Source organism: Rhodanobacter sp. G1 (assembly GCF_055397855.1).
The window spans coordinates 1,867,339-1,890,396 of sequence record NZ_AP039674.1 but is presented as its reverse complement, the minus strand read 5'-3'; the positions used below and the strand labels follow the sequence as shown (position 1 = coordinate 1,890,396).

15 protein-coding genes and 2 pseudogenes are annotated in these 23,058 nt (G+C 60.1%); 5 read left to right on the top strand and 12 right to left on the bottom strand.

Going from position 1 to position 23,058, the window contains the following annotated elements; all coding sequences use genetic code 11:
- Window positions 1–149: 149 nt before the first annotated feature.
- The 4 genes and pseudogenes from ACZ5Z2_RS08515 to ACZ5Z2_RS08500 form a co-directional block, all read right to left on the bottom strand.
- Window positions 150–1,318, bottom strand: a pseudogene (locus tag ACZ5Z2_RS08515) (IS3 family transposase).
- Window positions 1,319–1,417: 99 nt separating this feature from the next.
- Window positions 1,418–1,993, bottom strand: coding sequence for a hypothetical protein (locus ACZ5Z2_RS08510; protein WP_464761520.1), 576 nt, complete (start codon window positions 1,991–1,993; stop codon window positions 1,418–1,420).
- A gap of 213 nt (window positions 1,994–2,206) precedes the next feature.
- Window positions 2,207–2,392, bottom strand: coding sequence for a hypothetical protein (locus ACZ5Z2_RS08505; RefSeq protein ID WP_464761519.1), 186 nt, complete (start codon window positions 2,390–2,392; stop codon window positions 2,207–2,209).
- Window positions 2,393–2,642: 250 nt separating this feature from the next.
- A complete protein-coding gene (locus ACZ5Z2_RS08500) occupies window positions 2,643–3,749 on the bottom strand; it encodes an ATP-grasp domain-containing protein (RefSeq protein ID WP_464761518.1) in 1,107 nt (368 codons plus the stop codon).
- 188 nt (window positions 3,750–3,937) lie between these two features.
- On the opposite strand from ACZ5Z2_RS08500, the gene ACZ5Z2_RS08495 reads away from it, so the two are divergent.
- A complete protein-coding gene (locus ACZ5Z2_RS08495; RefSeq protein ID WP_464761517.1) occupies window positions 3,938–4,900 on the top strand; it encodes an IS1595 family transposase in 963 nt (320 codons plus the stop codon).
- A 73-nt stretch (window positions 4,901–4,973) separates the two neighbouring features.
- Here the strand turns inward: ACZ5Z2_RS08495 and ACZ5Z2_RS08490 are convergent, their stop codons facing one another.
- On the bottom strand, window positions 4,974–7,064 hold the full coding sequence (locus ACZ5Z2_RS08490) for a peptidase domain-containing ABC transporter (protein ID WP_464761516.1): 2,091 nt from the start codon (window positions 7,062–7,064) through the stop codon (window positions 4,974–4,976).
- Window positions 7,064–8,353: an HlyD family secretion protein gene (locus ACZ5Z2_RS08485; RefSeq protein WP_464761515.1), complete on the bottom strand. Its 1,290-nt coding sequence runs from the start codon at window positions 8,351–8,353 to the stop codon at window positions 7,064–7,066. Before ACZ5Z2_RS08485 ends, ACZ5Z2_RS08490 begins: the two co-directional genes overlap by 1 nt.
- Window positions 8,354–8,679: 326 nt before the next feature.
- Here ACZ5Z2_RS08485 and ACZ5Z2_RS08480 point away from each other — a divergent pair, with 326 nt between their 5' ends.
- From ACZ5Z2_RS08480 to ACZ5Z2_RS08470, 3 genes and pseudogenes are all read left to right on the top strand, one after another.
- Window positions 8,680–9,894, top strand: coding sequence for an ISNCY family transposase (locus ACZ5Z2_RS08480; protein ID WP_464761514.1), 1,215 nt, complete (start codon window positions 8,680–8,682; stop codon window positions 9,892–9,894).
- 175 nt (window positions 9,895–10,069) lie between these two features.
- Complete coding sequence (locus ACZ5Z2_RS08475; RefSeq protein WP_464761513.1) at window positions 10,070–11,365, top strand: site-specific integrase; 1,296 nt, start codon at window positions 10,070–10,072, stop codon at window positions 11,363–11,365.
- Window positions 11,366–11,402: 37 nt separating this feature from the next.
- Window positions 11,403–14,438 (top strand): annotated as a pseudogene (locus ACZ5Z2_RS08470) (Tn3 family transposase).
- Between the two features lie 103 nt (window positions 14,439–14,541).
- Here the strand turns inward: ACZ5Z2_RS08470 and ACZ5Z2_RS08465 are convergent.
- From ACZ5Z2_RS08465 to ACZ5Z2_RS08445, 5 genes are all read right to left on the bottom strand, one after another.
- On the bottom strand, window positions 14,542–15,774 hold the full coding sequence (locus ACZ5Z2_RS08465; protein WP_464761512.1) for an ABC transporter permease: 1,233 nt from the start codon (window positions 15,772–15,774) through the stop codon (window positions 14,542–14,544).
- 1 nt (window position 15,775) lies between these two features.
- Window positions 15,776–17,074 carry an ABC transporter permease gene (locus ACZ5Z2_RS08460; protein ID WP_464761511.1) on the bottom strand — a complete coding sequence of 433 codons (1,299 nt, stop codon included), beginning with the start codon at window positions 17,072–17,074 and terminating at the stop codon, window positions 15,776–15,778.
- A gap of 173 nt (window positions 17,075–17,247) precedes the next feature.
- Window positions 17,248–17,988, bottom strand: a complete 741-nt coding sequence (locus tag ACZ5Z2_RS08455) for a LytR/AlgR family response regulator transcription factor (RefSeq protein WP_464761510.1) — start codon at window positions 17,986–17,988, stop codon at window positions 17,248–17,250.
- A complete protein-coding gene (locus tag ACZ5Z2_RS08450; protein ID WP_464761509.1) occupies window positions 17,985–19,001 on the bottom strand; it encodes a sensor histidine kinase in 1,017 nt (338 codons plus the stop codon). Before ACZ5Z2_RS08450 ends, ACZ5Z2_RS08455 begins: the two co-directional genes overlap by 4 nt.
- Before the next feature lie 289 nt (window positions 19,002–19,290).
- Window positions 19,291–20,193, bottom strand: coding sequence for a phytanoyl-CoA dioxygenase family protein (locus ACZ5Z2_RS08445; protein WP_464761508.1), 903 nt, complete (start codon window positions 20,191–20,193; stop codon window positions 19,291–19,293).
- A gap of 291 nt (window positions 20,194–20,484) precedes the next feature.
- On the opposite strand from ACZ5Z2_RS08445, the gene ACZ5Z2_RS08440 reads away from it, so the two are divergent.
- A complete protein-coding gene (locus tag ACZ5Z2_RS08440; RefSeq protein ID WP_464761507.1) occupies window positions 20,485–21,927 on the top strand; it encodes a cryptochrome/photolyase family protein in 1,443 nt (480 codons plus the stop codon).
- Window positions 21,928–22,064: 137 nt separating this feature from the next.
- Here the strand turns inward: ACZ5Z2_RS08440 and zipA are convergent, their stop codons facing one another.
- The gene (gene zipA, locus ACZ5Z2_RS08435; RefSeq protein ID WP_464761506.1) at window positions 22,065–23,045 is read right to left on the bottom strand and encodes a cell division protein ZipA; all 981 of its coding nucleotides are present in this window, start codon (window positions 23,043–23,045) and stop codon (window positions 22,065–22,067) included.
- Window positions 23,046–23,058 lie beyond the last annotated feature (13 nt).

Genomic DNA, 23,058 nt, shown 5'->3' with positions numbered 1-23,058 from the left:
AAATAACACGTGATAATGTTGGATTATCACGCATTCACCTAGTCACCGGCAATTCTGGCGAGGCCTCGCAGTACGAAACGCTCGTCGCACCGTCTCTGTTGAGGTTGGAGGCTTAAGTTGCGAGCGTTGGTCCTTCGTAAGCTCCCCTGTCAAGCAGACACTTCAAAAGTAGAACTACTGGCGGCATGTTGGCGGTACTCGGCAGGCGTCAGATCGCCGAGTGATTCGTGGGGGCGTTGCTCGTTGTAGTCGAGCATCCACCCGTAGGCGGCCTCACGCACATCTTCCAGTCGGGCAAACAGGTGCTGGTCGAGCACCTCCTCGCGGAAGGTGCGGTTGAAACGTTCGATGTAGGCGTTCTGGTTGGGCTTGCCGGGCTGTATGTACTGGATGGCCACGCCACTGGCCTTGGCCCACTGAGTAAATACCTCGCCCAGGAACTCCGGCCCGTTGTCCGAGCGCAGCACTTGCGGCAACCCGTGGTCGTGTCTGATTTGTTCGAAGATGCGCACCAGCCGCGCCGAAGTGATCGACGTGTCGACCTCGATGTGCAGCGCTTCGCGGTTGAAGTCGTCGACCACGTTGAAGGTGCGGAAGCGGCGACCGTAGGCGAGTGCGTCGCTCATGAAATCGATCGACCACACCGTATCGGGCAGCCGCGGCACGTACAGCGCCACGCGTTCACGCTTGGGCAGGCGGCGCCGGGCGGCCCGCCGGAGGTTGAGCTTCATGGCCTTGTACACCCGGTAGATCCGTTTGGGGTTCCAGTCCGGCCGCGCCTTGCGCAGCTGGGCATAGCACTTCCAGAAGCCACGGCTCGGCCGATCCTCGACCAAGCGGGCCAACGCAGCGATGAGCTCGGCATCGCGCACCGTCTAATCCAGCGGCGGGCGGTAGTACGCGGCACGTGACAGTCCGACGCACTCGCAGGACCGGCGTAGCGGCCGCGCGTGCACCTCGACCAGGTACCGCACCGCCTCGCGCTTGCTCGCCGGCCCTACAGTTTTTTTGCGATCAGGTCCTTCATCGCTGCGTTGTCCAGCGCCAGCTCGGCGTACATCCGCTTCAGCCGGGTATTCTACGCGTGGTTCTCCATCGCCAACTCGGCATACATCCGCTTGAGCTTGGCGTGATCCGCCTCAACGTCGCGCAGGCGCTGCACGTCGGACGCTTCCATGCCGCCGTACTTGGACTTCCAGACGTAGTACGTGACGTCAGAAATGCCCAGCTCGCGGCACACATCCTTGACCTGCCGATCGCCTTCGACCTGCTTCAGGGTCGCGACGATCTGACTCTCGGTGAACTTGCTCTTGCGCATCTTCGGTCTCCTTGGGGCTAATTTGCCCGGAGACCTCTGGTTATGCCTGGATCAAGATTACGGGGAGTCGACACAGGGGCTGGCGGATGCTTACGCCGCTCATTTATTGAATTTATCTGCATTGGCTTTTGCCTCAGCCAAGGTAGGCAAACCCATTTTCTGTCTCACATCATCAGTAATGGCACTCGGATCTGTTTGATAAAGAGTCCATTTTCCTGTGGCCTTGGATCGCACGTATTGCGTACCGTACCATTGAGGCTTTCCACTTCTTCGCATAATGCGATCCCAAGCCTGAGCCATAATGGACTTGGCATCTTGAGCTGAAGGATCTAAGGCCACTGCTGTTGTCGCAAAGGAAAAAGCTAGTTGTGCATCCTTCACAGAATCTCCGTGCTGGAAAATGATGGACGCATCAAGAAAGTCCTCCGAGGTACGAATTTCCCCAGTTGACAAGAATTTTAAGACCTGAATGCGTCGTTCCGCATCATGCTTATCCACTACATCCCAATTAATTTTGTTGGCCCCTAAAGTTCGATCCGCCTGATCGGCAGCTTCCAATTTAGCAAGATCCACGTTGGAATGAGGTGTGACTACACCCTCCCCATTTACAAGTCCGGCAGCTGTAAAACCAAGCGCCAATGTAAGTAGAATAATCTTTGGCTTCAATCGCTTCATTTAGTTTGACTCCAAGGCTAACCTTATATTTGAGAAAAAACGCAGCCCCCCCCCCCCCCCCCCCCCCGGAGCTGCAACATTGGTGGATATTCTTAAACCCTACCTGTTTCAACGCTAGTTAGCGCACCCCTCGTCAGCATTATTGGCCGATGAACGAGGGGTGCACTATCAGATCTGTCGCATATTGCTTAGATACTTTTCTAGTGTGCTACCTCACCAATCGCACTCAAGCTTCGTATCGGTATTTACAGTGCCGGTAGGTCCCTTGACAGGAGTATTTCCGCCGGACACGAGCCCGAGCTCAGCCTGGCTCATATCTTCGGCCACAATCCGGCCAAAGATCCGAATCGATGACTGGCCTTCAGCAGTTACGACAGTTTCCTTTGCTTTGTTGTTCATAAATCCTCCAGTTATGTTATGGGTCCAAGAGCGCTCCATATACGCCACTTGAACATGGGTGCGTTCGACACATGTCGAGCACTTTTCTCACTTAATCAAGCTCACTTTCGTTAGCTTGATTCTGGGCAATCCTTCCATGTCTTGCCCTTACCGCAAACTCAGTACGGTCAGATCAACAATCTGTCAAAACATACGTTGCAGTTATTCGTTGTGCGGTCGCGACAGGACTACAGGTTAATCCCTTAATCTCTTAGTATGCGTTATCTAAAAGATAGGGCTTAATGTTTACGTGAGCATCACTCTCTAATGCTTTTAGTTCTGCATATCTCTCGGATAACGAAACATCGGCCATCGACGTTTTTATATTAGATGAATGTCCATTTTGTGTGGTGCCAGCAATAATAAAATTGCAAAAATCGCTGAGCAACTTCATTTCATGGCAGCTCTCTTCTACCCACAAAAACTGACCCATTTGATTTACCTCGAGAAAGACATATTCACCTTCAGTTGTTAATATCAAGTCAAAACAACCGAAGACAATTTTCAAGCGATCCATGATTTGGAGACACTTTCTGTGAATATCATCTGGCAAAGTAGTGGGTTGCATGCGCCAGTGCTCCGCCGGTATTGAACGCCAGTCACAGACGCCTCCCTCCTCGTCTCTTGGCTCAATCTCTACAGCATTGCATTTGTTTCCCATAAAAGTGGCGCGTATTTCAACTTTCTTTGAGACACGTGCTTGGAAAATACCTGGGCAAAGCTTGAGCGACGCCTCGTGCAATAAGTGATCCGACGTTACTATGGTAGTTCTGGCTCTCGCGTAACGTTCCTCGTTCGCCCATGAGGTAGGGGCAAACATTTTATGAACCACGTTAGAGCTTTGATTAGCTACAAATGATCGTATGTCATCAATATTATTTGAAACAAGGGTGTCTGGAACCTTGAGGCCTACATCTCGAGCGCAGGCTAACTGGCGAATCTTGTCGTTTCCTAGCCTTCGACCCTCAAATGAGTTAACCCACATTGCTTCCTTCTTGAATACGTTGGACAGCGACTCATACATTATTTCCCATTCGCGATTGGCGGCTTCGGCATCACCTGGATGTACGTTACGTGGAAGAAATGCCGGCGTAAGCCTACGCCACCAGATTACGTCAAATTCATTGCTTGAATATTCGCCTTTGTCTGTTTTGAATACAATGCTTGGAGAAGGTATTATCCTTAAACTCTGTGTCTGGCGAGTTGGGCAATCAGCGCCAATCCAGCGAACCACACGATGTCCAGCGGCTTCAAGTGCAACCTGAACAAGCATTGCATGCGCGTCGTTTATGTGTGTACAAATAAATATACTTTTCATACCAATCCATTCACTATCAATCGCTTAGCATGCACTGTAATCAGGTTATAAGAAGTGGCTTCCATAACTCTGGGCATTTGAACTGTTCTTGTAACGACCTGATTAGCGACGACGCTCAGCCGGCGGTCGCGTGATGTGAGACACCGCGGGCGCAACCTCGGGGCCATGTTACGAGACGGAGAGCCGACATGGCCATGAACCAGGTGCAGTTCCAGGCGGGGTTGTCGATGGCGCAGTTCATCCAGCAGTACGGCACCGAGGCGAAGTGCTATCGGGCGCTGTACCGGACACGCTGGCCCAAGGGGTTTCGCTGCCCCAAGTGCAACGGCCGGCCGCGGTCGCGCTTCCGCCGCGCGGGGCGGGTGTACTACCAGTGCCGCGCCTGCCGCCACCAGACGACGCTGACCAGCGGCACGCTGTTCGACGGCAACAAGCTGCCGCTGACGACATGGTTCCTGGCCATGCACCTGTTGACCGGCAGCAAGACCAACCTGTCTGCGCTGGAGCTGAAGCGGCATCTGGGCGTGTGCTACGACACGGCGTGGAAGCTCAAGCACAAGGTCATGCAGGCCATGACCGCCCGCGAGGAACCGCGCCAGCTTGCGGGTTTCGTGCAGATCGACGACGCCTATCTCGGTGGCGAGCGCAACGGCGGCAAGCCCGGGCGCGGGTCGGAGAACAAGCAGCCGTTCGTGGTGGCCGTGGCCACCGACGAGACGTTGGAGCACCCGACCTTCGCCGTGATCGAGCCGGTGCGCAGCTTCGACAATGCCTCGCTCACCGACTGGGGCAAGCGCCGCCTGGCCCCCGGTGCCGAGGTCTTCAGCGACGGCCTGGGCTGCTTCCGGCGTGTCGTCGAACTGGATCATGCGCACACCGTGCTGGAAACCGCTGGCGGACGTGTCGCCACCGAGGTCAAGGGCGCGCGCTGGGTGAACGTAGTGCTCGGTAACGTCAAGCGCGCCATCAGCGGCTGCTACCACGCCATGCGGCAAGCCAAGTACGCACGGCGCTATCTGGCCGAGGCGGCCTATCGGTTCAACCGCCGGTTTCGCCTTACCGCACTGCTGCCGCGACTGGCGCGCGCCATGGTGCTGTGCAAGCCTTGGCCAGAGCCGAAATTGCGCGCCGTCGACAACTTTCATGGCTGAGCGTCGTCGCTAATCAGGTGTAACGAAGAAATATTTGTTTATCATAATTGTCCTTGGGTACAATATTAATTCATTACGCACCGATGTTTAGGGAAAACACTTTATCTGCACTGGCGATCGTCTCCTTCCTGTGTGCGATGATAATGCGTATTATCTTTAGATTTTTGACTCGTTCGTTAATAATCGACTCCCTCGATTGATCTAGGTGGCTGGTTGCCTCATCTAGTACCAACAACGTCGGGTTACGGTATAGCGCTCGCGCTAAAACTATACGCTGCTTTTGTCCGCCAGACAGAGCGGATCCCATATCACCTACGGTGGACTCATAAGCCATCGGCATCGCCATGATTTCTTGATGGATTTCTGCCATCGTGGCAGCCGATACAACCTCTCCAATGTCGGCAGAGCTATCGAATAATGTGATGTTATCGGCGATGCTTCCCGCGAAAAGGGTATCGTCCTGCATAACGGCGCCGACGAGTTTGCGGTAGTTGTCCAAACCGTACTTTCGGATGTCGATACCGCCGATTTCAATTTGCCCCTCGCTCGGCTCAAGCAATCCAACCAAGAGTTTCGCTAAGGTGCTCTTGCCGCAACCGCTAGGTCCGATAATTGCGATCGATTCACCAGCATGGATGGTCAGGTTCAGGCGGTAGAGCACCCAGGGTTCGCCCTTGGCATAGCGAAAGCTGAGATTCTTGATCTCAATACAGGGTTCCGGTTTGGGGCCGCTGTACACGCTCTGTGCATGCTGTTCGGGCTGAGCAAGGGCAATATCGGCGATGCGTTCCGCATGCAGTCGTAGCATGTGAAAGTCCACGACCTTGTCCACCAAACTAGCGATCTTGGTCGCGAACTGGTCGGCATATGCGACGTAGGCCACCAGCATGCCAGCGGAGAACTTGCTTTGAATGGCCAGATACGCGCCCATGGCGATCAACGCGATACGTTGGGCACCGAAGAGGTTCTGGTTGATAACACCGAACGCGAGCGTAATGCGCTGACTGCGCATGGTTCGCTTGGCCGCTTCCAGTGTCGCGTTGGCTAGACGCGCTTTGCGCTCGCTCTGCTTGTTCGCCAACTTGATGGCTTGGATGCCACGAACCGATTCCATCAGCTCGCTCTGCTGCCTAGCCCCGTAGATCAACTGCTCCTCGTTGATGCGCCACAACGTCCGATACATCGCCCAACGCAGGAGCGAATACAGCAAGAAAGCGACGACAACCACCAAGGTCAGAGAGAGGCTGTACAGGCACAGGATGACCAGCGTCAGCGATCCCATCACACCGTCCAGCAGGGCTTCCACGAAGCTGCCGGTGATCGTGTTCTGGATAGACTGAACCGAAGAGAAGCGCGACAGGATGTCGCCCATGTGACGCTTCTCGAAATAATCCAGAGGCAGCCTCAACAAATGACTGAAGAGATTCGTGATCCATTGGGCATTAAGCGTGGCGCCCAGCCAGCTGATGACCCAAGCCCGTGCAAGGCTTAAAGCCGCGGACAACCCCATCACAATCAGGAAACCCATAGTCAACACGACCAACAGACTCTTGTCAGCCGACAGCAACACTTGGTCGAGGATCCACTGCATTTGGAAGGGCATGACCAGCGCCAGCACTTCGATCGCGAAGGCTAAGCCGACGACCTGAATCAGCACACGGGTGAGGCCACTGATGCGCCCGGTCAAGGCTCGCAAGGAAATGCGTTGCTTCTCTTCAACGGGCGAGAAATCCATCCCCGGTGTCAGTTCGAGCACGACGCCCGTGAAGTGCTTGCTCGCCTCCGCCAGCGGCATGTAATAGCGGCCGCGGGCCGGATCGTAGATGTCGGCGCCTCGGCGGGTGACCTGATTCAGCACCACGAAGTGGTTCAGATCCCAATGTAGGATGCAGGGCAATTGGGCTTCAGGTAGGTATTCGAGTTCAGCGCGCAGAGGACGAGCCTCAAAACCGAGTCCATGCGCGATCTCGATCACTCGGTTCAGATCGACGCCCTTCAAGGAGGTGCTGAAACGGCGACGCAGACTGGCCAGATCGATGTCATGACCGTGATAACGGGCGATCATGGCCAAGCATGCCAAAGCGCACTCGGCTGATTCGGTTTGCATCACCAGTGGCAGCTGGCGACGCTGGCCCCAAGCAGGGAAGGTGCTGCCATCGGCCATCAAGTGGCCCCCGCCTTTTGCACGGTGGCGCCGGAGGGCAGTCCGTGCGTGAACCCATACAGCGGCTCCAGCACCCATTCGATCAGGCGGCGTCGATCCAGCAGGACATCGGCGTTTAACGTCATGCCGGGCCGAAGCGACTCTCGCTTTCCATAGGCCATCACGCCCTGGCCATCCAAGGCCACCTCCACCCGGTAACGTGAATCATTTATGTTCTGGCCCAGCAGGCGACTAACCTCCGTAGCCGACACGGCACTGCGTGAAACCTCGCGCACCCTTCCCACGTGTTGGCCGAACTTCTGGTAAGGGTAAGCTTGATAACGCATCACGACGGGTTCGCCGGTGTGGATGAAGCCGACGGCCTTGCTGGGTACCCACAGTTCTGCCAGCAATTGGGCATGGGCCGGTAGGACCGTCAACAAAGGTTGTTGGGCGGTAACGGTCTGTCCGGAATGCACCAATACATTGGCCACCGTGCCATCCGCAGGCGCGCGCAACAATACAGCCCGATGCGCCGCATTCTGGGCAAGAGATTGCACGACATCGGCCAGTTGCCCTTCGGTATTGTTTCGCTTGCCAGAAACTGTCGGAGGTAACTGATTCAGCTGTCCTTGCAATTGTTCCGCTTGCTGTCGCAACTGGAACGCTTGTCCGTTCAGTTCTTTGAGCTGAACCAGATTCTGGAGGGCCGTGTCGTGCTGTTGCAGCAACTGGAGCTGGCTGACAACCCCCGTTTTGCTTACCTTCGCCCACTGGTCATACAACTTCATGGCACTATCGGCACGTTGCCGTTGCAATGCGACTTGCTGCTTCATTTGGGCAATCTGCCTATGTAACAGCGCCAAACGCGAACGCAGATCCTGCGCTTGCAGATCCGCCAGCCGTTGCTGGTTGCCGAGGTCGTCTTGCAGATTGTTACGCTTGATTTGCAGTTGCGCCGCGACGGCAGCATCGGTATCGCCTAGAGAGGCGCTAACCTGTTCGCCGGAAATTTCAACCAAAGGCTGTCCCGCATGTACCACATCGCCCTCGCGAACCTGCACGCTAGTGACGATGCCGGAAGCGATGGGCGTGAGCGTCAGCAAGCCACTGCTCGGCACAAGTGTGCCGGCGACTTGTTCGTGCCGTGTGTAATGGCCGCCGAGCAACAGCGCGAGAATGACTGCGACAGCCATCAGGCCGATACCGAAGAAGGCCCAGCCGAGGCGTGGTGCCTGCAGGCGGATTGAACCGAGCCACTCACCACGCTGGGCGAGCAATACTTCTTCCCGGAACAGACCTGCGGACATCCTTATCCCCTCCTTGTGCTCTCAACCCTTGGGGCCTGCTGGGCACTGCTGAGAATCGCTACTGCAAGACGTCAGTGACTTAACCCCGTTCCTGCAACCATCGGTACATTCCCCGTCAGATGATCACTATCGTCTCGACAAGGACGCGGTCACCATTACTTGATGCTCATCCTCGCTCTTCGAATTGTCAAGCCGCAAGTTTCTGCGTGTAGCTGCCCGTTAGTGATGTCCCCTTCCTGCCAGATACAAATGTCCCCTTTTCGAGGCGAGGGACGAGGACGTGGAGGTGGGAATGACGCAGGCGGAGGTGGAGCGGGCAGGAGTGGTTGCCGAAGTGGCTGCTGGGCGGCCTCGCCAGCACAAGGCGGCGGAGACGCTGGGGCTATCCGTGCCGGCAGGTGAAGCGGCTGGTGCGCGCGTGGCGCGAGAACGGGGCGGAGGGTTTGCGTTCCAAGCGTCGTGGTTGCCTCGGCAACCATCGGTACGAGACGGCCTTGCGCACTCGCGTGCTGTCGCTGGCCCGGGATCGTTACGCGGGGTTTGGGCCTACCTTGCTAGCCGAGTACCTGGCGCGCGAGCAAGGCACGTCGCTGGGTGTGGAGACGCTGCGCCAGTGGTTGATCCAGGACGGGCTCTGGAAGCCACGCCGGCAGCGGCGCGCCACGCACCGCGCACGCGACCGCCGACCACGCTTCGGCGAGCTGGTGCAGATCGATGGCTCGCCGCACGACTGGTTCGAAGGTCGCGGCCCACGCTGCACAATGATCGTGTTCATCGACGACGCCACCTCGCGCGTGCTCCATGCGCGGTTCGTACCGGGGGAGACCACGCAGGCCTACTTCGACGGCGTCGCCGCGCATCTGGCCGCGCATGGCCGGCCACTGGCCTACTACAGCGACCGGCATTCGATCTTCCGCGTCAACGGCGAGGCCGCCCAGGCACAGCCCACCCAGTTCGAGCGGGCGCTCAAGGCGTTGGACATTGCCTTGATCTGCGCCCACTCGCCCCAGGCCAAGGGGCGCGTCGAGCGCGTCCACCAGACCTTCCAGGATCGCTTCACCAAGCGCCTGCGGCTGGAAAACATCAGCGACATCGACGCTGCCAACACCCTGCTGGCACGCTATCTCGTCGAGCACAATGAGCGTTTCGCCAAGCCGCCGCTCGACGCGCAGGACGCCCATCGTGCCCTCGCCTGCGACGCAGACGCCTTGCGCCGTATCCTCAGCCATCACCACACCCGCAAGGTGGATCGGCAGGGCGCGCTGCGCTTCGAAAGTCTGGCTTTGCACATCGGTGAAGGGTACCGCCACCGTCTGGCCGGCAAGCGCCTCACCGTCATCCAGTCAGTCGACCGCATCGAACTCTGGCACGACGGTTCACCGGTGCCCTTCACCTCATTCGACATCCCGACCTGGCGTGCTCGCATCGCCGACCGCAAGGTGCTGGACGCCGACCTCGACCGCCAACACCCCTTACCCCGTCCCGATCCACCCCGCCGCCCTGCCGCCCACCATCCTTGGCGCCACCTCACCGTCTCTTGACCCGCCTTCACTGCCGGAAAAAGGGGACATCTCTACCGGGGACAAGGCGGGGACATCTTTAACGGGGGTTGACAGGCCGCAAGTTTCTGCGAGTGGCGCCGCTAGCAATGTCTCGCACGGAAGTACGGTAGCCTCTTGCGTTGAGTTTCTCCGTGATCAGTTTCCCACTACGTTCATGCCGTCCTATTCTCTCGAAAACTACCTGCAGGCCGCCGAGCGCGAGAATACGCAACGCAGCTACGCATCGGCCTTGCGGCACTTTGAAGTAACCTGGGGTGGCTTGCTTCCGGCGACCACCCAGAGCGTGACGAACTATCTGGTGGCCCATGCGACGTCCCTGTCGATCAACACGCTTCGACAACGGTTGGCGGCACTCTCCCACTGGCACCAGACCCACGGCTTCTCCGATCCGACCGCCGCGGCCGTCGTGAAAAGAACCTTGAAAGGCATCCAGACACTCCATCCAGCTCACGAGAAGCGCGCCGAACCCCTGCAGCTCACCACCGTTGCCCAGGTGACCGACTGGCTTGAATCCGCCATCACAGCCGCCGACACGCGCGGGGATCGCGCCGACGCGCTTCGATGCCGGCGCGATCGGGCGATGCTTCTTTTGGGATTCTGGCGGGGGTTCCGCGTCGACGAACTGGTGGGCCTTCAGACCAAGCACATCACGGTTGTGCCTGGACAGGGGATGACCTGCTTTCTCGGGCGCACCAAAACAGACCGACAGTTTGCCGGCACCACCTTCCGCGTCCCGGCACTGAGTCGGTGGTGCCCGGTAACGGCCACGCTCGACTGGATCAGCAAAGCAGGCCTCACGGCTGGTCCATTATTTCGCGGTGTCACGCGATCTGGGGCACTGGCCGCCGCAGCGTTGCACAAAAACAGCGTGGTGCCGCTCCTCCGCAAACTGTTTGCCCGTTCGGGGCTGCCTTCGCCGGAGGCATACAGTGGTCACTCGCTACGCCGTGGCTTCGCAGGGTGGGCCAACACGAACGGTTGGGATGTCCGTGCGCTGATGGAATACGTCGGTTGGAAAGATGTGCATTCAGCCATGCGCTATATCGACACACCGGATGCTTTCGGCCAGCAACGCATTGAGGCTGCCCTGGCGATGATGCCGATCGACACGAAGACGGCACCGCCGTTGCCTGCACTGTTGTCGCCGGTGAGCACTTCTCCGGCCGTCGTGGCCTTGATCCTCGTACTCCGGCTCACGCCAAGACGCAAGGGGCGGAGTGTGGCCAAAGCCAAGCAAACCATCGAAACGATCTGCCTGTCACCCCATAAGGCAATCGCACTCAACGGCGAACGCACTCGGTACCGGTTGACCATGGAGGCCGACGATAACCTTATCCTCAGCGAAATGGCTTCATCCCTGATCGAAGATCTCTATCGTATCGCAGACAATCACGATCTCCAGCTTGACGCATCGCTTCATGACGAAGCAGGCGAACGCCACTGGAACTAGGACCGACACACGCCCCGGCACCGGAGACTGACGACGCATGACAGCGCCCCATGAGACCGCCTATCCGCGACTAACACCCGATCCCAGTGCACGCGAGCTGGAACTTCACTACACACCGTCGGCAGACGAGCTGGCTTTCATGCACGACTTGAGCAAGCAGCCGAACATTCGTCTGGCGGTGATGCTGCACTTGAAGACACTGCCGCGTCGCGGACAGTTCGGGACGTTGAGCGAGATTCCGGAGCGCATCGTCCGGCACGTGGCCGACGCCATGGGATACCGGCGAAAATTCAGTTCGAAGGATCTCGATGCCTACGATGCCTCGCGTATGAAACGAGAGCACATTGCACAGGTTCGGGGTTACTTGAACGTCCGACCACTGGGCGAACCGGGACGGCGCTGGTTACGCACGGTGGCCGAGAACGCGGCGCAGACCAAGCACATGCTTCCAGACATCATCAATGTCATGGTGGAAGAGCTCTACCACCACCGTTACGAGGTGCCGGCGTTCCGCATGTTGGATGAGATGGCCGCTGCCGCCCGCGAGACGGTGCATGAAGGGCATTTTGAGCGCATCGGCGGATTGCTCACCACAGCGGCACGTCAAAAGATTGATGAACTCCTGGCCGTTGCGCCCGGGCAGAGTCACAGTGGCTGGCAGGCGTTGAAGCGCGAGCCCAAGCGTCCGGGAAACAAAGAGGTTCGATTCTACCTGCAGCACATTGATCGTTTGTAGAAGTTGGCCGAGATGATTCCATCCCTCGATGTGCCCGTACCCAAGCTGAAGTACTTCCGGGCCATGGCGCGAGCACTTGACGCCAGTGAGTTGGCGGAACTGAAGCCAGCGAAGCGGTACGCACTCGCTGCCGTTTTCATACGGTCCCAGCACGGCAAGACCCTGGATGATGCTGCGGATCTGTTCATTCGTCTGATGCAGAATTTGGAAAATGCAGCCCAGAAAAACCTGATGGCCTACCAAGTTGAACACATCAAACGCACGGACAGCCTCGTCGCGCAATTGAAGGATATCCTGCAGGCCTATCAGGTCGATGGCTCAGATAGTCAGCGCATCGACGCGATCGGCGATGTCATTGGACCGGACCTTGCCCGCACGCTTGCCGAGTGTGACGAGCACATGGCCTACGCTGGCAAGAACTTCCTGCCATTCCTGGCCAAGCCCTACGCGAGTCAGCGCGCGCTGCTTCTGAACTGCGTCGAAGTCATGGATTTGCATACATCGTCGCAGGATCCCGCTATGGAGCGTTTGATCGCTGCACTGGAAATGCTGCGCAGCCAGCGTCGTGACGTTGTGGAAGTGGCATCAGTGGGCCTGAGCGCCGATACCGATTTCGGCTGGATGTCGGCCAACTGGCGCCGGCATGTGTTCCCCAAAGATTGGGGCGTTGAGCGGGCCGGCTGGATGCAGAGGCGTTACTTCGAAATGGCCGTGCTGTTCCAGATTAAAGATGAGTTGAAGTCGGGAGACCTTTTCGTCCCAGGCGGTGAGCGTTATGACGACTACCGTGAGGAACTGGTTGACGACGCAACCTTTCAGAGCGAGTTGGCGGGCTATGGCGAGGTCTCCGGTATACCGACGGATCCCGGTTCGTTTGTCACCACGTTGCGTGATCAACTGCGAACCAGGTGCAATGAGGTCAACACTCGGTTTCCTGAAAATGTCCATGCCGACATCGTCGACGGGCGATTGATACTCAAGAAGCTGCAACGCACGGAGCTATCCAAGGCGGTCGCCCTGGTGGACAACCTGATCACCGAGCGCTTGCCCGAGACCAGCATTGTCGATGTACTGGTTGATGCGACCAGTTGGGCCGATCTCGCCAAGCACTTCAAACCACTGGCTGGAACCAATCCACGGATCAGGGACTTGCACCATCGTGTGGTGACGACGCTATTTTGCTACGGCTGCAACCTGGGGCCCACGCAAACAGTCCGATCGGTTCGCGGCTTCAGTCGTCGGCAGATGGCGTGGCTGAATCTCAAATATGTCACCGATGAAACGCTGGAACGCGCCACGGTTGACACGATTAATCTCTACAACAAATTTGAGCTTCCGGGCTACTGGGGAACGGGAAAGTCTGCGTCAGCCGACGGCACGAAGTGGAGCGTTTACGAACAGAATCTGCTGTCCGAATACCACATCCGGTACGGTGGTTACGGTGGCATCGGCTACTACCACGTCTCGGACAAGTACATCGCGTTGTTCAGTCGCTTCATTCCCTGCGGCGCCTACGAAGCAATCTACATCCTCGACGGATTGATCGAAAATCGTTCCGACATACGCCCGGATACCGTGCACGGCGACACGCAGGCGCAGAATTTCCCGGTGTTCGGACTCGCTCACTTGCTCGGCATCGATCTGATGCCTCGCATCCGCAACATCAAAGATCTGTCCCTTTCCAAGCCCGACCCACAAGCGTCCTATTCGCATATCCAGTCGCTCTTTGGCGAGGGCAGCATCGACTGGAGTCTCATCGAGACCCATCTGCACGACATGCTTCGTGTCGCCGTTTCGATCAAAACTGGCAAGATCTCCGCTTCCACCATCCTGCGGCGTTTGGGCAATTACAGCCGCAAAAACAAGTTGTACTTCGCTTTCAAGGAGCTTGGGCGGGTTGTCCGGACTCTGTTTCTGCTGCGCTATATCGACGACGTGGACGTGCGTAAGACCATCCACGCGGCGACTAACAAGAGCGAAGAATTCAACAATTTCACCAAGTGGGCTTTCTTCGGTGGTCAGGGGATCATCGCCGAAAACGTGCTGCACGAGCAGCAGAAAATCGTGGGTTACAACCATCTGGTTGCCAACCTCGTCATCCTCCACAACGTCGAACAGATGTCTCGCGTACTGGCTGAACTACGGGATGAGGGAATCGAGATCAGCCCCGCGGTACTTGCCGGACTGTCGCCGTATCGAACGGCACACATCAACCGCTTCGGCGACTACACCGTTGATACCAGTAGGGCAGTGACCCCCATCGACTTCGCGCGCCGAATTCTCAGAGAGGCTGAAGATGCGGTATCGGCCGCTGAAGAGGAGGAAACCGTGCAATGACAGCATGCGACCGAAATAAATCGAAGAAAAGCTAGATGAATCTATGGCTTAGAGAGCAAATTGCCGGTTTTTGTATGAATCCCTGCCGACCCTCTGAACGAGTTCAGCTGCTTCTCGTCGCTACGACTGGCGGCACAGCGGCAGCGCGCAGCGCCGGCCCCAGCACGGCGAGCTGGCCGACCAACCAAAGCGCGACCGCGCCGGCTGGAAAATAGATCACCGGAAGTCGTGGCAATTCGTAATGCACCATCAATAACAGACTGATGCCGTAGGCCAGCCCCATGCCCAGCACGATGCCGAACGTGGCGAGCAGGAAATTCTCGGTCTGGAAGTAGCGCAGGATGTCGCCGCGCGTGGCGCCCAATGCGCGGCGTACACCGATGGTGCGGCGACGCTGGCCCACCCAGAAGCTGGCCAGGCCCGCGATGCCCAGCGCGGTCACGGTGAGCAACGCCACGATGACGCCCGCCAGCATGCCGGCCATGGCGCGGTCGTTCTCGAAGAACCCATGGCGCAATTCGTCGTAGGTGCGCTGCTCCAGCACGATGCGATTGGGATCAAGGCGCTTGAGCGCAGCCAGCGCGAATTTCAGCACGCGTCCGCGATCCCCGGGGGCCGTGCGTATCACGTAGCTTCCGCCTTCCGTCGCTGCAAAACGTATCGGATACACGATGCTGTACTGGGCACCCTTCTGCAGATCGTTTGGCCGCGCCAACGGAGTACTCACACCGACCACCTGCAACGGTATGTCGTTGCCCACGTAGATGGTCTTGCCCAGCGCGTCCTGGCCCGGCCACAGTCGCTCGGCGACGGCCTGGTCGACGATCACCGTGTACGGCAGCTTTTTCAAGTCGCCGCTGTGCAGCGCGGGCATCACGGCTTTCAGATCGAGCAGTTCGTCCGGCTGGAAATCGCGCCCCGAAATCAGCCGCACGCCCAGCGTGGAGAGCAGGTTCTGCCCGTAATAGCTCGCCACCTCCAGCGAGTTCTGTCGCTGCCGGGGGCGCAGCTTGATACCGCTGCTGGACATGGCGTAACCGCTGAGCGGCAATTGGTTCGCCAGGGCCACCGACTGCACCCCGGCTATCTGTCGCAGGGCCGCCAGGTCGGTTTGCGTCTGCGCGTAGGCATCCGGCCGATCCCCGATGTACGCAAACTGGAGCTGCACTAGGTCGTGCTCGGCGATGCCGCTGGGAATATCCATGCGCTGCAGGCGCTGATGGATCAGAAACACCGCGTTGCACACGATGGCGCAGGTCAGCGCCATCTGCAGGATCAGCAACCAGACCGTGATCTTGTGCCGGTGCAGGGTGGAGAGAATCGGCCGGATATCCATCTCAGTTGCTCTTCAGTTGCAGGCCGGGGGCGATGCGGCAGGCACGCCAGGCCGGCAGTACCCCGGCCAGCAGGCTGGCGCCCACCGCCAGCAGGAAGGTCGCCAGCAACATCGCACCATCCAGATGCGCCAGCGGCGCGTAGTCCGTCGGCTGCCGGCGTACCAGCCACAGGCCCAGATACGCCAGCAACAGGCCGCCCAGGCCGCCGACAAGCCCGACCATGCCGGACTCCACCAGCAACTGCATGAACAGCGCGCGCCGCGACGCGCCGAGCGCACGGCGTACCCCCAACTCGGCGGAGCGGCGCAGGAACTTGGCCAGCATCAGGCCCACCGTATTGACCAGGCATACCAGCAGGAAGCCCAGCGCCAGCCAGGTCTGCAGTTGCACGTCGCCGGGGATGACCCGCTCGTAGTCCAGCCACTGCATCAGGTTGCGCAGACGCACGTTGGGCGGACGCTGGAAACGACCCAGCGACTTCTGCTCCTGCGAGTAGTGGATCAGGAACTGCCGGTACGCGGCGGCCTGGGCCGGCGTGTCCAACTGCACCCAGAACTGCAGCCACACGCACGGTGCCGTGGGCGTGGCGTCGGCGCCGCCATTGCCCCAGCAGTCGGCGCCGCCGAGATGCGCCAGATGCAGATCCTGCGAAGTGGACAACGGCAGGTAGACACCCTCCGCTCCACCGTAGTTCTTCACGTCGAGATCGTAGAAATGCGGATTCGGCCGCCAGTCGCCCAACACGCCGACGATGCGCAGGGCATGGCCCTCCAGGCGCAGCATGCGCCCGCTGCTGTTGCCGCCGCCGAACAGCTTGTCGTTGAGTCGGTTGCTGATCACCGCCACGGCTGCGTGGTTCGCGTCCTCGGATGCGCCCCAGGCATGACCGTATCGGAACGGCACGCCGAACATCGGAAAGAAATCGGCCGTGGTGTAGCGCGCGGTCTCGTAGAACGGGTCGAGCGCGGATTGCGCCGGCTGGACGGCCACCGAGCCACCCGTCATCAACGCCTGGCGATCCGCCCGCTTCGCCTGTAACAGATTCATGCCGTCGATCCAGGTGACACGATCCGGCGGCTCGCCATGCGGCTGGTAGTCGTCCATGTCGCGCGGATCGATCTGCGGCACGTACAGCGTGCTGCTGCGCTCCGGCAGCGGGTCGCCCGACAGCACGTGCAACACCGTGAGCGTAGTCATCGACGCGCCGATGCCCAGCGCGATGGCCAGCACCATCAGCGTGGTGAGCACCTTGTTGCGCTTGAGGCTGCGCAAGGCGAGGTCGATGTAGTAGCCGAACATTCGCTTCTCCTCGATTGTCCCTTGGGAAAGGGGCGGCCAAGCATTCAAACGCTGCATATCGCCACCAACGAAATCGGTGATGCGCATGCGGGCGACAAGCACAGCCTGCCCCGCCTGCGACCAGTCGGCAGCAGCTTTGGGGTAAGCGGAGACGGGGCGTGGCGATGCGGACGCTATGCGCCCATGCGAGCGAATAGCGCTTCGCGGTATCGACGGCTGAGCCGGAGAACGCGGCCGTTATGTAGGTGGATTTCGAAGTCACCCTTGAAGAGAGGGGTGAGCGATCCGATCGAGCCCAGGTTCACTGCTGCCGACTTGTGGACGCGCACGAAGCGCTGCTCGCCTAGCTGTGACAGCAGATCCTGCAATGTCCTGCGCAGCAGGTAGCTGCGCGCAGCCGTGTGAACGTGGACGTAGTTATCGTCGGCTTCGAGCCATTCGATGGATATCGCATCGATCAGCTGCAGCCGTTCACCGTTTGGTACAAGCAGGCGTTCGCAAGAAGGCGCCCGCTCACGCCCAACCGCCACTGCGGCGGCACCGGACTCGTGGGTGTCCAGGCGCGCTCTGACCCGCTGCATGGCGCGCGCGAAGCGATCCCGGTCATAAGGCTTGAGCAGGTAGTCGATCGCGTTGAGGTCGAATGCATTCACCGCATGCTCGTCGAACGCGGTCACGAACACGATCAACGGTGCGCTCGATGGCTCAAGCTGCGCCGCGACCTGGAGTCCCGACAATGTCGGCATCTGTACGTCGAGAAAAGCCACGTCCGGGCGAAATCGTTCGATGCATTGCGCGGCGGAAAGCCCATCTTCAGCGGATCCCACCACAGACATGCCCGGTTGTTCGGCCACCCAGCGTTCAAGCTTCTCGCGTGCCGGAGCCTCGTCGTCGGCGACCACGACGCGGATCATGAAAGGGCCTCCACTAGCGGTATGGAGACGCGCATGGCAACGCCATCGCCCTCGTTACGGACGAGCAGAGACGCTGCGTTGCCGTAGATGATGCCTAGCCGCTCCCGGCAGTTGCGGAATCCCACGCCCTCACGATGCTCCGGCGCCAGCATGGAGCCCGAGTTGCTGACGACAATTTCCAGGGATTCGCTTTCGCGGTGGGCGCCGATATGGATATGTACAAGTGTCACCGTACTTTCAACGCCATGTTTGAACACATTCTCAAGCAAGGGCTGAAGCAGCAGCGCCGGGATCGGGATGTCGAGAGCGGCCTGCTCGATCCGCCAATCCAGCTTCACGCGATCCCGGAACCGCTCCTGCATGATGCCGCCATACAGTTCGAGCGTACGCATTTCTTCGGCGAGCGGAGTCATCTCATGCTCATTGGAGCGAAGACTGATGCGCAGCAGATCGCCGAGCGCCGCGACCAAACGGTCGGCTCGCGCCACGTCCGTATGCATCAGGGCCGACACGGTGTTGAGTGCATTGAACAGGAAATGCGGCCGCAGCTGTCCCTGAAGCTGTGCGAGCTGCGCTTCGGCCAGCGCTTTTTGCGTCTGCAATAAGCGGCGCCATTGGAGTTGCCACTGGCCATACGAATCGATGCCGAACAGCACCCCGAGCCACAGTCCCGCGATGTATGTAATCTTGAGGCTCTCATACACGACGACGAAGCTCCAGCCTGGGTGCTCGTAGGTACGGCCCACCGCGGCGTAGACACCATGTCGTATGGAGTAAACCGCCGTGATCCACGTGATGAAGATCAACGGCAGCCACCGTAGGTAGCTAGCGAACCAGATCAAGGGACTGTCCAGATACCGGGCATGGTGCTCACGAACCCGAACGGCAAGCCACATCCATCCTGTCGAGACCAGCGCCGAAGTCCCCTCCATCAGGATCGGCTCCCACCACTGGATGAGCGGATTGCGAAGTTGATCCTCGATGGCAACACCGATCATGAGCAACCAGAACACCGCCCACAATCCCCACAACGTGGCCGCGCTCTTTTGGGGGAGCATCGCGCCATAGTCGGCGTGGGCATCCGTCGAAGGTAGGCGAGATGGCCTATTCATGAGGCTCGAGTGTAGTCGCGTCGGCAGCGAACACGCTTTATATGTGGTAAGCGGGACTTGCGAGGGGTGAAGCGGAATCTGCGTCGCCCTACCCTCGATAACCTGCCCTAATCGCGGGTCTTAATTTAATATCTCCGCTCCAAATTTCCGCTGCGACGGCGGCAATCCGCTTCAAGCGAAGCCTTTGCAATCAAGACTTCCATTCTTCGGTATAGGCAAAGCGCGTGGGCCGCAGCGACATGTATTGCACGACGCGTGGTCGTTGTGCACGGTTTGGACTGCTGCCATGCGGCAGCAGGTGATGCCAGATGATCATGTCGCCGCGCTTTGCTGCAATCGGCTTCATCGACAAGGTGCGCTGCGCGTGGTCGCGCGCACTCAGACCTGTGGGGACGCTTTTCAGCCACTGCTTCAGCGAGCGATGAAAGCCAGGTACGCAGCTGAATGCCCCTTGATCCTCGGCAACGTCCGCGAGATACAGGATGCCTTGCAAGTCGAGGTGATGCGGTTCGGCGAGCGTGGCGTCCCAATGCAGATGTGGCCCGGGAAAGATCCAGTTTTTGCGCTCTGGTGGATTAAATCCGACCTGGTCGATGGTTACCCAAAGATCTTCGCGTCCCCACAGTTGGGCATGAGCCTTATGAATACGTGCTGCGCAACGATTGGCCACCAGCGCTGGATGCCGCAGTAGCGGTACCCAGATGGAATGGCCCAGCGAATCGCGATACCACGACTCCGGTTCGTTGCGATCCATTCCTAAAAAATCGTAGACGACCATCTCTGCGATTTCCGCCGCTTCCCGGCTGATTGCGTTGCGCAGGATCACATAGCCATGCTCGTCCCAGTGTGCAAGATCGTCAGCGCTCAGGCCTTCGACGCGGTCGAGATCGTCGACTTCGGCACCGACAGTCTCGCCCGCCAGCGCACGCCGCAGACGATTGAGCGAGGCTTCTTTCAGTTCAACGCCATTGCGCTCCCATATCCAGGCTTCGAATTGCTCAAAGCTTGGCTGCTCGTGGTGCAAATAACGCAAGGTTTCCAGCACGTTGAGGCGCAGACCAGCCAACAATGTGTTTACGACATCCTGGGGCAATGGTACGGCTGATCCTGGGGCGCACTGGCAGGCCCAATATGTATGCAGCTCCTCGATACCAAGACTTGTCGCCATTCCGTTCCAACCATTGCCCTCGTTACTTCAGAAATTTTTCTAGCCCCGGATGCCTTGGCCCGCTGCACGGAATGATAAGGGTTCGTCCGGAAGCATGCTTCATGGGTGACAACCAGCCGGAACGATTGGTGGGGCGGGTACCCGCGACAGCTTGGCCTAATCGCTCGCCAAGCTTCGCGATAGAGTTCACGCTCGACAAAGGGTAGAGCGACAGCCGTGGGCAATTCTCCATCCACCAGCCTTGGTGCAGCACTTGTTCTGTTCCGGCGCGATTTGCGGCTGGCCGACCAGCCTGCGCTCGCCGCGGCCTGCGCTGTGCACGAACGCGTCCTTCCAGTGTATCTGCATGCCCCGCACGAGGAAGCGACGTGGGAGCCCGGCGCGGCCAGCCGCTGGTGGCTGCACCACGCGCTCGACGCCCTGCGGCAACGCCTCGCGGCGCAAGGCGCGGCACTGCACATTGCGCGCGGCGACAGCCTGCCTACGCTACGTGCGCTGATCGCCGCCAGCGGCGCTTCCGCGGTGTACTGGAGCCGCCGCTACGAGCCGGCCGCCATCGCGCACGACACCGGAATCAAGGCGGCGTTGCGCGCCGATGGCATCACCGTGCGCAGCGTTCCCGGCAACCTGTGGTGCGAGCCATGGCAACTCGCCACGGCCGAGGGGCAGCCGTACCGCGTGTTCACGCCTTATTGGCGCAAGCTGCGCGCGCAGCTTGCGAACGAACCGCCCTTGCCCGAGGCACGCGCCTGCACGTGGCTGCGCTTGCCCGACAGCCTGCCGCTGGAGGCGCTGGGGCTGTTGCCGCGCATTCCCTGGGCCGGTGGACTGGCCGAATGCTGGCAGCCCGGCGAAGCCGGCGCGCAGGAACTGCTGGAAGTGTTCGCCGACGACGCGCTGGCCGACTATGCGGACGGCCGCGACCTGCCTGCGCGACACGGCACCTCGCGCCTGTCGCCGCACCTGCATTTCGGAGAGATCACGCCACGCCAGATCCTGCATGCCTTGCAGGCGCGCGCCGAGCGCGTCGATGCACGCCGCCGTCCCGATCCCGAGCCTTATCTGCGCGAGCTGGGCTGGCGCGAATTCGCCCATCACCTGCTCTACCACTTTCCCCGCACGCTCACCGAAAACTTCAACCCGCGCTTCGACGCCTTCCGCTGGGCCGACGACGATCCCGCGGCCCTGCGCCGCTGGCAGCGCGGCCGCACTGGCATCCCGCTGGTGGATGCCGGCATGCGCGAGCTGTGGCATACCGGCTGGATGCACAACCGCGTGCGCATGATCGCGGCGAGCTTTCTCACCAAGAACCTGCGCCAGCATTGGCGCCACGGCGCACGCTGGTTCTGGGACACGCTGGTGGACGCCGACCTCGCCAACAACACCCTGGGCTGGCAATGGGTCGCCGGCTGCGGCGCCGACGCCGCGCCGTATTTCCGCGTGTTCAATCCGTACACGCAGGCGGCGAAATTCGATCCCCAGGCTGCATACCTCAAGCACTGGCTGCCCGAGCTCGCGTCGTTGCCGGCGAAACTCCTGCATGAACCGTGGCGTGACCCGGCAGCGCTCGTCGCCTGCGGCTATCCCGCCCCCATGGTGGACGTTGGCGTCACGCGCGAGGCCGCGCTGGGCGCATGGCAGGCGCTGTCGCCTCGCTGAATTCGAGCGCGGCGGCCACAACTCCATGGAAACCTACCGTCGCAATGCGGACGGCACGACGTAGCAGCGCCCCGGCAGCTTCGATACGGGTGAAGTTGTTCCGCCCCGAGGACGACGCTGGCGCCGGCTTCCGGCACTCAGCGCCTGAGGTGGATTTCCTGGCCTTCGTGGTCGCGATCCCAGCCGCGCAGTTCGTCGCGGATGTGGGCGATGCGCTGGCGGCCGAGCGCGTTGCGTTCCTCGTCCAGTACCTGGCCGTCCAGCAGCTCGGCCAGGCGTTGCGCGGTGGGCAGCATGGTGTCCCAGGCGTCGAGCGCGGGCAGCGGCGCGGGTAGCGTCATGAAGAAGCTGAGGCCGGGCGTGCGCAGCGCGTCGAGCCGGGACAGATCGAAGCTGCCGGGCTTGAGCATGTTGGCGACGCTGAAGATCGGGCCGAGTTCGCGCTTGCCGTCGACGAGGCGGTGGTAGATGCCCATATCGCCGAATTCGAGGCCGGCCTTTTCGGCGGCCACGATCAGGTCGGAACCGTGGAAGCTGCTGCCTTCGCGCGCTACCACGAACAGGGTGACGATGCGCTCCACCGGCGCTTGCGCCGGACGGCGGCCGAGGTCGGAGCGCGGCGGCAAACGATTCGCCTGCGGTGCAGGCGTCGCGGGAGCGGGAGCCGGCGAAGCGGCGGCAACGGGCGTGTCGGGGGGCTCAGCCGCAGACGATGGCGCGCGCAGCGCATCGACGATGGCGGCGGCCTGCCCTGCCAGCTTGTTGCGCGACAGGCTGCCGCCGCGTTCGCCGGACAACGTGGCGCCAAGGCGTTCGAGCTCCGCGCGCAGGCCGACGTCGAGTTCGCCCTGCTTCGGCGGAACGGTTTCTTCGTCCATATGCAGCGCATCGGTGGCGCTGAAGGAAAGCCCGTCGGCGTCGCTGCCTTCGCCCAATGTGGGCTCGCGGCGTTCACCGCCGCCAACGCCCGGCCCGGTCGGCATGCGCCGCCTGCCCTGCTGCTCCTTCTTCGGTTGGCCGAACAGCCAGATCAGGGCGAGCACGACCACGCCGACGATCGCAAGCGGTATGCCGACCGTCGGATTCCAGGCAAGGGCAAGCACGGGTTGCAGCGTCATCATCGGTTCCTCG